Here is a 12,839-nt window from a genome sequence, read left to right as displayed (position 1 = left end):
CCGTGTTCGATACGCTCTCCGATCGCCTCTCAGCGACTTTCAAGAACCTGCGCGGCAAGGGGCGCCTTTCCGAGGCGGACATCGACGCCACGGCGCGCGAGATCCGCATCGCGCTCCTGGAAGCGGACGTCGCGCTGCCGGTCGTCCGGGGCTTCATCAAGAACGTCAAGGAGCGTGCGCTCGGCGCCGAGGTCTCCAAGGCGCTCAACCCCGCCCAGCAGGTCCTCAAGATCGTCAACGAGGAACTGGTCGGGATCCTCGGCGGCGAGACCCGCCGTCTGCGCTTCGCCAAGCAGCCGCCGACCGTGATCATGCTCGCCGGTCTCCAGGGTGCCGGTAAGACGACCCTCGCGGGCAAGCTGGGCCGCTGGCTGAAGGAGCAGGGCCACTCGCCGCTCCTGGTCGCCTGTGACCTCCAGCGCCCGAACGCCGTGAACCAGCTCAGCGTCGTCGCCGAGCGCGCCGGCGTCGCGGTCTACGCCCCCGAGCCGGGCAACGGCGTGGGTGACCCGGTCAAGGTCGCCAAGGACTCCATCGAGTTCGCGAAGTCGAAGGTCCACGACATCGTGGTCGTCGACACCGCGGGCCGCCTGGGCATCGACCAGGAGATGATGCAGCAGGCCGCCGACATCCGGGACGCGGTCTCCCCGGACGAGATCCTCTTCGTCGTCGACGCGATGATCGGTCAGGACGCCGTCAACACGGCGGAGTCCTTCCGGGACGGCGTCGGCTTCGACGGCGTGGTCCTGTCCAAGCTCGACGGTGACGCCCGCGGCGGTGCCGCCCTGTCGATCGCCTCGGTCACGGGCAAGCCGATCATGTTCGCATCGAACGGCGAGAAGCTCGACGAGTTCGACGCGTTCCACCCCGACCGGATGGCCTCCCGCATCCTCGACATGGGTGACCTGCTCACCCTGATCGAGCAGGCGGAGAAGACCTTCAGCCAGGAAGAGGCCGCCAAGATGGCCTCCAAGCTGGCGTCCAAGAAGGGTCAGGACTTCACGCTCGACGACTTCCTGGCCCAGATGGAGCAGGTCAGGAAGATGGGCAGCATCAGCAAGCTGCTCGGCATGCTGCCCGGCATGGGGCAGATCAAGGACCAGATCAACAACATCGACGAGCGCGACGTCGACCGCACGGCCGCGATCATCAAGTCGATGACCCCGGCCGAGCGCCAGGAGCCGACGATCATCAACGGCTCGCGCCGCGCCCGTATCGCCAAGGGCTCCGGTGTCGAGGTCAGCGCGGTGAAGAACCTCGTCGAGCGGTTCTTCGAGGCCCGCAAGATGATGTCCCGCATGGCCCAGGGCGGCGGCATGCCGGGGATGCCGGGGATGCCCGGCATGGGGGGCGGCCCCGGCCGGAGCAAGAAGCAGCCCAAGCAGGCCAAGGGCAAGCAGCGCTCGGGCAACCCGATGAAGCGCAAGCAGCAGGAGCAGGAAGAGGCCGCGCGCCGGGCCGCCGCGGCCCAGGGCGGCGCCCTCGGACTGCCGGGCCAGCAGGGCGCTCAGGACTTCGAGCTGCCGGACGAGTTCAAGAAGTTCATGGGCTGACCGCGATTCCGCGATTCCGCGGTGCCTTGGGTTCCGCGGCTCCACGGGGACGAACGGCGGACGCCGCGTGACCGGCCGGGGGGTGTGGCCGGGCGCGCGGCGCCGGGTGCCGTGCGTGAACGGCATGGGTGTGGTGTCGCTCGTCGTGCTCCTCGGTGCCAACTCCCGTACGCGGATGTGTAGTTCCCCTGGACGATGCGCCAGGCTATGGGTGCCGTGCGGCACTTGGCCAAGCGAAAGCGCTACCGGCCCGCTTTCTTCACACCATTCACACCCGCATCGGAAGAAGTCTCGAAAACCTTCTCAGGGCCTCGGCCTTTCTCAGGGTGTCCGCGCGATCAGATAGCGGAACACGTTCGGCATCCAGACCGTCCCGTCGCGGCGGCGGTGCGGATGCAGTGCCTCGGTCAGTTCCTTGTCCACCTGGTCCTGGTCGGTGGCCCTGATCGCCGCGTCGAACAGGCCGGTCGACAGCAGCCCCCGTACGGCGTTGTCCACGTTGGCGTACCCGAAGGGGCAGGCCACGCGTCCGGAGCCGTCCGGCTTCAGGCCGGCCCGCTGGGCGACCTCCTCCAGGTCGTCCCGCTGCGCGGGGCGCCAACTGCCGGCACTGCGCAGGGGATCGGCGAGCTTCGTGGCCACGCGGAGCACGGTGGACGTGGTGCAGCGCTCCGGCGGGCCCCAGCCGGCGAGGACCACGGGGGTTCCGTGTTCCGCCTGCGGGGTCGCCGCGGCGAGCAGTTCGCCGAGCCCTTCGGAGTCACCGGCCAGACAGCCGATCGGCTCGAAGGCGGTCACCAGGTTGTAGCCCGGTTCACCGGGCGCGCGGACCACGTCCTCGGGGTCGCCTTCGACGACCCGGGGCTCGGCGCACGCGCGCGTGCGCCAGGACTCCGGCCGCAGCCGCTCCCGCGCCAGTGCCGTTCTCTCCGGCGCCGCCGATTCGACGCCGGTGACCGCGGCTCCCCGCCCCGCCGCCATCAGCAGCGCGAGCCCCGACCCGCAGCCGAGACCGAGCAGCCGCGTCCCGGTACCGACGTCGAGCCGCCGGTACACGGCCTCGTACAGCGGTACCAGCATCCGTTCCTGGATCTCCGCCCAGTCACGCGCGCGTGCACACCGGTCCACGCGGGGTGCGGTCCCCGCGCGAGGCAGTTGCTGCCGCACGAGCGTAGGTGTCATATCGAAAGCGCCCCAATCCGCCGTGAGTTGCCGTTGCCGGATTTCCTGGCCCCCGTGGCAGTGCGCGCTCGCACTCCCCCCGTATGCCAGGTAACTCCGTGCCCGGCGAGTCGTCCAGGGGTCGCGGACACCGGTTTGCGAACTGTCCAGGGACGGAAAAAAGAATTCACATCGTCGCAATATGCCCCCGTACCATTCCGCCATGGCAAAGGCACCCGTACTCACGCCGCGCGCGCACGACTTCCCGCGCTGGTACCAGGATCTGATCACCAAGGCCGAACTGGCCGACAACGGTCCGGTGCGCGGCACCATGGTCATCCGACCGTACGGGTACGGGCTCTGGGAGCGGATGCAGCAGGAGATGGACGCCCGGATCAAGGAGACGGGCACCCAGAACGCCTACTTCCCGCTCCTGATCCCCCAGTCGTACCTCAGCCGCGAGGCCGAGCACGTCGAGGGCTTCGCGCCGGAGCTGGCCGTCGTGACGCACGGCGGCGGCAAGGAGCTCGAAGAGCCCGCCGTGGTCCGCCCCACCTCCGAGATGATCATCAACGACTACTTCTCGAAGTGGGTGCAGAGCTACCGCGACCTGCCGCTGCTGATCAACCAGTGGGCGAACGTGGTCCGTTGGGAACTGCGTCCCCGCCTCTTCCTCCGCACGAGCGAGTTCCTCTGGCAGGAAGGCCACACGGCGCACGCGACGTACGAGGAGGCGCGCGACTTCGCCGCGCACATCCACCGGGAGGTCTACGAGGACTTCATGGTGAACGTCCTCGCGATGGACGTCGTCCCCGGCCGCAAGACCGTCAAGGAGCGCTTCGCGGGCGCCATCAACACCCTCACGCTCGAAGGCATGATGGGTGACGGCAAGGCCCTGCAGATGGCCACCAGCCACGAACTGGGCCAGAACTTCGCCAAGGCGTTCAACACCCGGTACCTGTCGAAGGGCGGCACGCAGGAACTCGTCTGGCAGACCTCCTGGGGCTCCACCACCCGCATGATCGGCGCCCTGGTGATGATGCACGGCGACGACCACGGCCTGCGTGTGCCGCCCCGGCTGGCGCAGGTCCAGGCCGTGGTCGTCGCGATCAAGGGTGACGACGCGGTTCTGGCCAAGGTCCGCCGACTCGGCGCCGAGCTGAAGGCGGCCGGCGTGCGCGTGCAGGTGGACGACCGTACGGACGTCCCTTTCGGCCGTCGCGCGGTCGACTGGGAGCTCAAGGGCGTTCCCGTGCGCATCGAGGTCGGCCCCCGTGACCTGGAGAACGGCACCGCGATGCTCGTCCGCCGCATCCCGGGCGGCAAGGAGGCGGTCGCCCTCGACTCGCTCGTGCATCTGCTCCCCTCCGTTCTCGAGGAGGACCAGGCGCTCCTGCTGAGGCAGTCACGCGAGCGTCGTGAGTCCCGGACGACCGAGGTGTCCACGCTCGACGAGGCGATCGAGGCGGCCACGGCCGGCGGCTGGGCGCGGATCCCCTGGTCGACGCTGGGCGAGGACGGCGAGAGCCGGCTCGGGGAGCACGCGGTGACCGTAAGGTGTCTGGTCGCCGAGGACGGGTCGGTGCCCGACTCCTACGACGCACCCGGTAACGTCGCCGTCGTGGCGCGCGCTTACTAGAGCACTCCGTTCCGCCGGGAGAGCGACCGAAACGTCCCTTGCGCATCTGCCGAACTCAGGGGCCCCGGCGCGCGGACCTCGTCTACGCGCCGGGGCGTACGTGTTACTACGTACCGCCTTGTGGTGAGCTGCGAGGCTTCTCCGCAGATCAGCGCACCCGCCCTCGTCAGGACGCACTAGTGGCAACTGACGGGTACGTGCAAATTATTTGGGATGGCCCGGAATCGGAACACAGCGGCACTCAGGCTCGTTGTCATTACGTGAGCACGACACAGACACCACCTGTTCTCGCCGCAGAACTGGCACAGGCGTGGGCCGACATTCAACGGCACCACCCCGAGCTGCCGGATCTTGCCGCTCCCGAGTCCCTGATCGGAGAGTCGTCGTCCGCATGCGGGCACGAACTCTCCTTCGAGCGACTGCTCCATGAGGCAGTCCATGGCATCGCCGCCGCGCGCGGGGTCCGCGACACCTCCCGCGCCGGCCGGTACCACAACCGGAGATTCCTCGCGATCGCCGAGGAGCTCGGCCTCGACCACCCGGAGGAGCCGCATCCCAGCAGCGGCTTCTCGCTGGTCACGCTCAACCCCGAGGCCAAGCGTCGCTATCGCCCGACCATCGACAGACTGCAGCGCGCCCTCAAGGCCCACACCGCGGCGACCTCCGCGGACACGGCCCGCAGCTTCCGGGGCCCGGCCGCCCGCCACGGCTCCTCCGGCGGCGGCGTCCGGGTCAAGGCCGTCTGCGACTGCGGCCGCAACGTCCGCGTCGTCCCGTCCGTACTCGCCCAGGCCCCCATCGTCTGCGGCGGCTGCGGCAAGCCCTTCCGGATCCCGGAGGTCGTGGGCGCGGCGTGAGACGAGGGCGAGCCGAGAAGACGGCGAGCTGAACAGACGGCTGCTCGTGGCAGCCGTATCGGGCTCGCGGTCGGTCAGTGGTCCGCCCTTGCTGCGGGCAGTCGTGCCGCTGGGGCGGCACGGGTGGATGCAGCGGCACCCGGTCGGCGGCGGTGAGTGAAAGCCCTGGCGCCGGGTGCCGCTTCGGCATGGCTGCGCGCAGCCCCGGTAAGAGGTGAACCCCAGCGTGTGGCAGAATGGCTAGCTGTACTCGACAGTCGCACAGGACCCCTCTCTCCTCCGGCTGACGCGTCCATCGGGCACTCGGGTACCGCAACCCCACGCGGCTCTCTCGCCGTGCCCAACCACGTCAATTCCAGGAGAACCCACTCCCGTGGCAGTCAAGATCAAGCTGAAGCGTCTGGGCAAGATCCGTTCGCCTCACTACCGCATCGTCGTCGCCGACTCCCGCACTCGCCGTGACGGCCGTGCGATCGAGGAGATCGGCAAGTACCACCCGACGTACAACCCGTCGGTCATCGAGGTCGACGAGGAGCGCGTCGCGTACTGGCTGGGTGTCGGCGCGCAGCCGACCGAGCCCGTGCTCGCCATTCTGAAGAAGACCGGCGACTGGCAGAAGTTCAAGGGCGAGCCCGCTCCGGCGCCGCTCCTCGTGGCTCAGCCGAAGTCCTCCCGCCCGTCGTTCGAGGCCCTGGGCGGCGACGACGAGGGCAAGGGTGAGGCGATCACCCAGAAGAAGAAGGCCGAGAAGAAGGACGAGGCTGCCGCCGAGTCCGAGTCGACCGAGGCCTGAGCATGCTCGAGGAGGCTCTCGAGCACCTCGTCAAGGGCATCGTCGACTACCCCGACGACGTGCAGGTCGCTTCCCGCAACCTGCGCCGGGGGCGCGTACTCGAGGTCCGGGTCCACCCCGACGACCTCGGTAAGGTGATCGGCCGCAACGGCCGTACCGCCCGCGCTCTGCGTACCGTCGTGGGCGCCATCGGCGGCCGCGGTGTCCGTGTCGACCTCGTCGACGTGGACCACGTCCGCTGACGAACATTCGCAGCACCGGCTCGGGCCGGGGAGGGCCACTGGGCCGTCCCCGGCCCGTAGTCGTCTGCGTCGTATGAGTCGTATGAGTTGTATGACAGGAGATCGAGCACAGTGCAGCTCGTAGTCGCACGGATCGGCCGCGCCCACGGCATCAAGGGCGAGGTCACCGTCGAGGTCCGCACCGACGAACCGGAACTCCGGCTCGGCCCCGGCGCCGTTCTGCTCACGGACCCCGCCTCGACGGGCCCCCTCACCATCGAGACCGGCCGGGTCCACAGCGGCCGGCTGCTTCTGCGCTTCGAGGGCGTCCGGGACCGCAACGCCGCCGAGGCTCTCCGCAACACCCTGCTGATCGCCGAGGTGGACCCGGAGGAACTGCCGGAAGAAGAGGACGAGTACTACGACCACCAGCTGATGGACCTGGACGTGGTCACCAAGGACGGCGTCGAGGTCGGCCGGATCACCGAGATCTCGCATCTGCCCTCCCAGGACCTGTTCATCGTCGAACGGCCCGACGGGAGCGAGGTGATGATCCCGTTCGTCGGGGAGATCGTCACCGAGATCGACCTGGAGGAGCAGAAGGCGGTCATCGACCCGCCCCCCGGTCTGATCGACGACCAGGCGGAGATCGCGTCATCCCGGGACGAGACCTGATGCGGCTCGACGTCGTCACGATCTTCCCCGAGTACCTCGAACCCCTGAACGTCTCCCTCGTCGGCAAGGCCCGCGCGCGTGGACAGCTGAATGTGCACGTCCACGACCTGCGGGAATGGACGTACGACCGGCACAACACGGTCGACGACACCCCGTACGGCGGCGGCCCCGGCATGGTCATGAAGACCGACCCCTGGGGTGACGCGCTCGACGACGTGCTGGCCCAGGGATACGAGACGGGTTCCGCCCGGCCCGCGCTCATCGTCCCCACCCCCAGCGGCCGCCCCTTCACCCAGGCGCTCGCCGTCGAACTCTCCGAGCGCCCCTGGCTGGTCTTCACGCCGGCGCGCTACGAGGGCATCGACCGGCGTGTGATCGACGAGTACGCCACCCGCGTGCCGGTGTACGAGGTGTCCATCGGTGACTACGTCCTCGCCGGCGGCGAGGCGGCCGTCCTCGTCGTCACCGAGGCCGTGGCGCGGCTGCTGCCCGGCGTCCTCGGTAACGCCGAGTCCCACCGCGACGACTCCTTCGCGCCCGGCGCCATGGCCAACCTGCTGGAGGGGCCGGTCTACACCAAGCCCCCCGAGTGGCGCGGCCGGGAGATCCCCGAGGTGCTGCTCAGCGGCCACCACGGCAAGATCGCGCGCTGGCGGCGGGACGAGGCGCTGCGACGGACGGCCGCCAACCGGCCCGACCTCATCGAGCGCTGCGACCCGAAGGCCTTCGACAAGAAGGACCGCGAGATGCTCTCCATCCTGGGCTGGTCCCCGGATCCGGAGGGTGAACCCTACGGCCGATTTTGGCGGCGACCGGAGGGCGTGGAACAATAGGCCGCTGTTGTGCGTCGTCCGGCGCGCGCCCCTGCCACAGGGGGACACGACGCCCGCCCCGACCCGGACAGCATCCTCTCGTAACACCTAGCTCCCGCCTATGACCTGTGGCATGGGCGAAGAAAGCAGACGAAATGTCTCACCTGCTCGACTCCCTCGACTCCGCCTCGCTGCGGAGCGACATCCCGGCGTTCCGCCCGGGTGACACCGTCAACGTCCACGTCCGCGTCATCGAGGGCAACCGCTCCCGTGTGCAGCAGTTCAAGGGCGTGGTGATCCGTCGCCAGGGCGCCGGTGTCCGCGAGACCTTCACGGTCCGCAAGGTCTCGTTCTCCGTCGGCGTCGAGCGCACCTTCCCGGTGCACACCCCGATCGTCGAGAAGATCGAGCTCGTCACCCGCGGTGACGTCCGTCGCGCCAAGCTGTACTACCTGCGCGAGCTGCGTGGCAAGGCGGCGAAGATCAAGGAGAAGCGCGACAACTGATCGCGCGTTCGAGTCACAAGAGGTCGTCACATCGGGGCCGGATACGATCTGGCCCCGATGGACACCGAAGCACAGCAGCACATGGAGCGCGACCGTTCCCCCCGCCCTTCCGGCGTCGAGGTCTCCGAGGAGATCTCCGACACAGGAGGGTCGGAGGAGCGGTCGCGTTTCGCGTGGGTGGACCGGACCACCGCGTTGGTGCCGGGCGGGAGATACACCCTGACCGTGCTGATCTGCCTGCTTTTTCTGGCGCTCTTCAGCAACTTCGTGATGCAGCCGTTCCAGATTCCCAGCAGCTCCATGGCCGACTCATTGAGGATCGGGGACCGCGTTCTCGTAAATAAGTTGGCGTACCGTTTCGGATCTGAGCCGCAGCGCGGTGACGTCGTCGTGTTCGACGGCACCGGCTATTTCGGGAACGCCGACTACGTCAAGCGCGTTGTCGGCGTGGGGGGAGACCGGGTGGTCTGCTGCGACCAGGAGGGGAGGCTTGAGGTGAACGGCCGGTGGGTCGACGAGTCGTCGTTTCTGTACCCGGGGGACAGCCCGTCGAACGTACCCTTCGACGTGGTCGTCCCCGAGGGCAGACTGTTCCTCCTCGGCGACCACCGCAGTGACTCCAGTGACTCCCGTGACCATCTCGGGTCCCCCGGCGGCGGCATGGTCCCCCTCGTCTTCGTGATCGGCAGGGCCGAGTGGATCGCCTGGCCCGCAGACCACTGGACGCGGCTGGACCGCCCCGACGCGTACGCGCGTGTGCCCGCCGCCGGCGGTGCGCATGGGTAACCGCGGCAAACCCCGCGGTGCCCCTGCCAGCACCGCGGCCGACAATCTGCTGCCCACCGGCACCCGGCGGTCCGGGGGTGCCGCCCGGCCGAGCCGGGTCGAGCGGCGCAAGCTGGCCCGCAAGATCAAGCGGCGCAGACGTCGCTCCGCGGTCAAGGAGATCCCGCTCCTCGTCGGTGTCGCCGTCCTGATAGCCCTGGTCCTGAAGACCTTCCTCGTCCAGGCGTTCGTGATCCCGTCGGGCTCCATGGAGCAGACGATCCAGATCGGCGACCGGGTACTGGTCGACAAGCTCACGCCCTGGTTCGGCTCCAAGCCCACCCGGGGTGACGTCGTCGTCTTCAAGGACCCGGGCGGTTGGCTGGAGGACGAGCAGACGACGGCCATCACCGAGGACCCGATCGTCATCAAGCAGATAAAGGAAGGCCTGCAGTTCATCGGCCTTCTCCCCTCCGACGACGAGAAGGACCTGATCAAGCGGGTCGTCGCGGTCGGCGGTGACACCGTCAAGTGCTGTGACACCCAGGGCCGCGTCACCGTCAACGGCATGCCCCTGGACGAGACGGCGTACATCCACCCCGGCAACCAGCCCTCGACCCAGCGGTTCGAGGTGACCGTGCCACAGGGCCGCCTCTGGGTGATGGGCGACCACCGGGAGAACTCCGCCGACTCGCGCGCCCATCAGTCCGACGATTCGAAGACCGCTCAGTTCGGCGGTACGGTGCCGGAGGCCTCCGTTGTCGGCCGGGCCGTCGTCATCGCCTGGCCGGTCGGCCACTGGGGGCAGTTGGAGGAGCCTGACACGTTCTCCGCCGTGCCGAGCGGGTCGACCACCGCTCTCGGCGCTTCGCATAGGGTGGCCTCCGCGGATCGAAACGGATTGATCCCTCTCCCGACCCCTGCGGAACTCCCGCTCGTTATGGGAGTGGTGGGCCTGCACCGGCTGTGGCGCGGGCGGCGGTACGGAGTGAGGAGTGGATGTGGGGGATTTGGCGGTCGGAGCACGGTCGGGACACGGTGGTTCCGAAGAACGGCCGGAGCGATCCGACGAGGCGGCTTCCCCGGCCGCGGAGAACGTGGAGGACGTGGAGAGCGCCGTGAATTCCGAGGGTCCCGCCGGCTCCGGGAGTGACTCCCCGGACGGCGACGCGACGGACGGCGAGACCGGCGCCCGGACTTCGGCCGACGACGGCGACCAGGACGAGCGACCCAGGAAGAAGCAGCGTTCCTTCTGGAAGGAACTGCCCATCCTGATCGGTATCGCGCTGGTGCTCGCGCTGCTGATCAAGACGTTCCTGGTGCAGGCGTTCTCCATCCCCTCCGACTCGATGCAGAACACCCTGCAGGAGGGCGACCGGGTCCTGGTCGACAAGCTCACCCCGTGGTTCGGCTCGGAGCCCGAGCGCGGCGAGGTCGTCGTCTTCCATGACCCGGCCGGCTGGCTGGACGGCGAGCCCACCCTGGAGCCCAACGCGGTGCAGCGGGTCCTCGGCTGGATCGGCCTGATGCCGTCCGCCGAGGAGAAGGACCTCATCAAGCGGGTCATCGGCGTGGCCGGCGACACCGTGGAGTGCAAGGGCACCGGCCCGCTCAAGGTCAACGGCAAGGCGCTGAACGAGCCGTACGTGTACCCGGGCAACACGCCCTGCACGGTCGACGACACCGGCGGCCAGTTCAAGGTGAAGGTGCCCGAGGGCAAAATCTGGGTCATGGGTGACCACCGGCAGAACTCGCTGGACTCCCGCTACCACCAGAACGACAGCAACAAGGGCATGGTCCCCGTGAGCCAGGTCGTGGGCCGCGCCATCGTGGTCGCCTGGCCTCCCACCCGCTGGTCCACGCTGCCGGTCCCCGACACGTTCGACCAGAACCTGAGCGCCGCCGCCCCCGGCGCGCTCGGCCTCGCGGGCGCGGTGCCGTTGGTGCTGTGGCGCCGACGCCGCCTTCTGGCCACCGAAAGCCCGAGGGTTTCTGGCACGGGTACCGCCGGGTAGGGTGCCGTCCCAGATCGCCGATCTTCCGCGGCCCGCTCGGGGCCCGGACGGTCGATTCTCCGACCTGGGGGAGCACTGGGATGAGCGGGACGACAAGTCGTACGGACGAGGGCCGCGGACGGCTCGGCAGCAAGCTGTCGGGACTGGCCGTGGCCCTCGGCTGTGTGCTCTTCCTGGGCGGCTTCCTCTGGGGCGCGGTCGCCTACGCGCCCTACACCGTGCCGACCGACTCGATGTCCCCCACCATCACCTCCGGGGACCGCATACTCGCCGAGCGGGTGGACGGCTCCGAGATCAAGCGTGGTGACGTCGTGGTCTTCCGGCAGGAGACCTGGGGCAACGCCCCCATGGTCAAACGGGTCGTCGCGGTGGGCGGGGACACGGTCGCCTGCTGCACCGACGGCAAGCTGACCGTCAACGGCAAGCAGATCGACGAGGGGTACCTCCCCGAGGGCCAGCAGGCCGAGCTGACCGGGATCCCGGAGATCACCGTCCCCAAGGGCCGACTGTTCCTCCTGGGCGACGAGCGCAGTGGCTCCCTGGACTCCACCGCCCACCTCACGGAGGCGGGCAACGGCACGGTGCCGCGCAGCCATGTGGACGCGCGCGTGGACGCCGTCGTCTGGCCCATGGACGGCATGCTGGCCCGCCCCACGGGCTTCGAGGAACTGGGCGCGCTCTCTTCTCCGGGCCCGCTGCGGCTGATCACCGCCGCACTGATCGTGGGCATGGTGCTCGTGCTGGGCGGCGCGGCCTACGGGCCCGTCGCCAAGCGCGTCGGCGGACGCGGCCGTACGGCGCAGGCGGAGCCGGCCGGTGTCGCCTGAGGGCACGAACGGGGACACGAACGGGGACACGTACGGGGACACGTACGAGGGCGGACTGCGCAGGGTGGCCCGGGTGATCCTGCTGGATCCGCAGGAACGCATCCTGCTGCTGCACGGGCACGAGCCGGACGATCCTGCCGACGACTGGTGGTTCACGCCCGGCGGCGGCGTGGAGGGCACGGAGACCCGCGAGGAGGCCGCCCTGCGGGAACTGGTGGAGGAGACCGGGATCACGGACGTGGAGCTCGGCCCCGTGCTCTGGCGGCGGATGTGCTCCTTCCCCTTCGCCGGACGCCGCTGGGACCAGGACGAGTGGTACTACCTCGCCCGGACCCCCGAAACGCACCAGGTGGCGCCCGTCGCGGCGGGCCTCACGGAGCTGGAACGGCGCAGTGTGGCCGGAGCACGCTGGTGGACGTGCGGGGAACTGGCCCGGACGCATGAGACGGTGTACCCGACCAGACTCGCCGAACTGCTTCGCACACTGCTCGACGAGGGTCCCCCTGCCAGACCCGTGGTCCTCGACACCGAAATTGTCTAGGGGCTCGCGGGACTGGCGCACAATGGTGGGATCGCACGGCTGAAGGGGAACATGCCATGAGCGCCGAGGACCTCGAGAAGTACGAGACCGAGATGGAGCTGAAGCTCTACCGGGAGTACCGCGATGTCGTCGGTCTGTTCAAATACGTGATCGAGACCGAGCGGCGTTTCTATCTCACCAATGACTATGAGATGCAGGTGCACTCGGTCCAGGGTGAGGTGTTCTTCGAGGTGTCGATGGCGGATGCCTGGGTGTGGGACATGTACCGGCCGGCTCGGTTCGTGAAGCAGGTGCGGGTGCTCACGTTCAAGGACGTGAACATTGAGGAGCTGAACAAGAGCGATCTTGAGTTGCCGGGCAGCTGAGGCCGACTCAACGCCGAGGCGGTCGTCAAACGCCGAGGCGGTCGTCATTCGTGCGGGTGAGGAAGTTGTCCACAATCGGCTACTTGTCCACCAAGATCCAATAGCGGGC

Annotated in this window: 14 protein-coding genes and 1 pseudogene; 14 read left to right on the top strand and 1 reads right to left on the bottom strand. The window is 68.9% G+C overall.

Going from position 1 to position 12,839, the window contains the following annotated elements; translation table 11 throughout:
- The first annotated feature begins 2 nt into the window (after window positions 1-2).
- A complete protein-coding gene (gene ffh, locus K1J60_RS12755) occupies window positions 3-1,553 on the top strand; it encodes a signal recognition particle protein (protein ID WP_220646339.1) in 1,551 nt (516 codons plus the stop codon).
- Window positions 1,554-1,874: 321 nt separating this feature from the next.
- On the opposite strand, the gene K1J60_RS12750 is transcribed toward ffh, so the two are convergent.
- Window positions 1,875-2,633: an SAM-dependent methyltransferase gene (locus K1J60_RS12750; RefSeq protein WP_259407699.1), complete on the bottom strand. Its 759-nt coding sequence runs from the start codon at window positions 2,631-2,633 to the stop codon at window positions 1,875-1,877.
- Between the two features lie 304 nt (window positions 2,634-2,937).
- Here K1J60_RS12750 and proS point away from each other — a divergent pair, with 304 nt between their 5' ends.
- The 13 genes and pseudogenes from proS (at window position 2,938) to K1J60_RS12685 (ending at window position 12,730) form a co-directional block, all read left to right on the top strand.
- Window positions 2,938-4,353 (top strand): proline--tRNA ligase, encoded by a 1,416-nt coding sequence (proS, locus tag K1J60_RS12745; RefSeq protein ID WP_220646337.1) that lies wholly within the window; start codon window positions 2,938-2,940, stop codon window positions 4,351-4,353.
- Between the two features lie 260 nt (window positions 4,354-4,613).
- A complete protein-coding gene (locus tag K1J60_RS12740) occupies window positions 4,614-5,210 on the top strand; it encodes a hypothetical protein (RefSeq protein ID WP_033526923.1) in 597 nt (198 codons plus the stop codon).
- A 373-nt stretch (window positions 5,211-5,583) separates the two neighbouring features.
- The gene (gene rpsP / locus K1J60_RS12735) at window positions 5,584-6,003 is read left to right on the top strand and encodes a 30S ribosomal protein S16 (RefSeq protein ID WP_220646336.1); all 420 of its coding nucleotides are present in this window, start codon (window positions 5,584-5,586) and stop codon (window positions 6,001-6,003) included.
- Window positions 6,004-6,005: 2 nt separating this feature from the next.
- Window positions 6,006-6,245, top strand: coding sequence for an RNA-binding protein (locus K1J60_RS12730; RefSeq protein WP_033526925.1), 240 nt, complete (start codon window positions 6,006-6,008; stop codon window positions 6,243-6,245).
- Between the two features lie 111 nt (window positions 6,246-6,356).
- A complete protein-coding gene (rimM, locus tag K1J60_RS12725) occupies window positions 6,357-6,899 on the top strand; it encodes a ribosome maturation factor RimM (protein WP_033526926.1) in 543 nt (180 codons plus the stop codon).
- Window positions 6,899-7,732 (top strand): tRNA (guanosine(37)-N1)-methyltransferase TrmD, encoded by an 834-nt coding sequence (gene trmD, locus K1J60_RS12720; RefSeq protein ID WP_220646335.1) that lies wholly within the window; start codon window positions 6,899-6,901, stop codon window positions 7,730-7,732. The genes rimM and trmD overlap by 1 nt, the downstream gene beginning before the upstream one ends.
- A gap of 134 nt (window positions 7,733-7,866) precedes the next feature.
- Window positions 7,867-8,217: a 50S ribosomal protein L19 gene (gene rplS / locus K1J60_RS12715; protein ID WP_033526928.1), complete on the top strand. Its 351-nt coding sequence runs from the start codon at window positions 7,867-7,869 to the stop codon at window positions 8,215-8,217.
- Between the two features lie 57 nt (window positions 8,218-8,274).
- Complete coding sequence (gene lepB, locus K1J60_RS12710) at window positions 8,275-9,003, top strand: signal peptidase I (RefSeq protein WP_220646334.1); 729 nt, start codon at window positions 8,275-8,277, stop codon at window positions 9,001-9,003.
- Window positions 8,996-9,715, top strand: a pseudogene (lepB, locus tag K1J60_RS47125) (signal peptidase I); the annotation flags it as partial. The gene lepB (K1J60_RS12710) and the pseudogene lepB (K1J60_RS47125), both read left to right, overlap by 8 nt.
- Window positions 9,716-9,983: 268 nt before the next feature.
- Window positions 9,984-10,997, top strand: coding sequence for a signal peptidase I (lepB, locus tag K1J60_RS12700; protein WP_398683199.1), 1,014 nt, complete (start codon window positions 9,984-9,986; stop codon window positions 10,995-10,997).
- Window positions 10,998-11,077: 80 nt separating this feature from the next.
- Window positions 11,078-11,824, top strand: coding sequence for a signal peptidase I (gene lepB / locus K1J60_RS12695; protein ID WP_220646331.1), 747 nt, complete (start codon window positions 11,078-11,080; stop codon window positions 11,822-11,824).
- Window positions 11,814-12,365, top strand: coding sequence for an NUDIX hydrolase (locus K1J60_RS12690; RefSeq protein WP_220646330.1), 552 nt, complete (start codon window positions 11,814-11,816; stop codon window positions 12,363-12,365). The genes lepB (K1J60_RS12695) and K1J60_RS12690 overlap by 11 nt, the downstream gene beginning before the upstream one ends.
- Before the next feature lie 56 nt (window positions 12,366-12,421).
- Complete coding sequence (locus K1J60_RS12685; RefSeq protein WP_005311352.1) at window positions 12,422-12,730, top strand: DUF2469 domain-containing protein; 309 nt, start codon at window positions 12,422-12,424, stop codon at window positions 12,728-12,730.
- Window positions 12,731-12,839 lie beyond the last annotated feature (109 nt).

Source organism: Streptomyces akebiae, from assembly GCF_019599145.1.
Lineage (GTDB): Bacteria > Actinomycetota > Actinomycetes > Streptomycetales > Streptomycetaceae > Streptomyces > Streptomyces akebiae.
The sequence above is the reverse complement of the archived record's forward strand: the minus strand, read 5'-3'. Positions and strand labels throughout refer to the sequence as shown.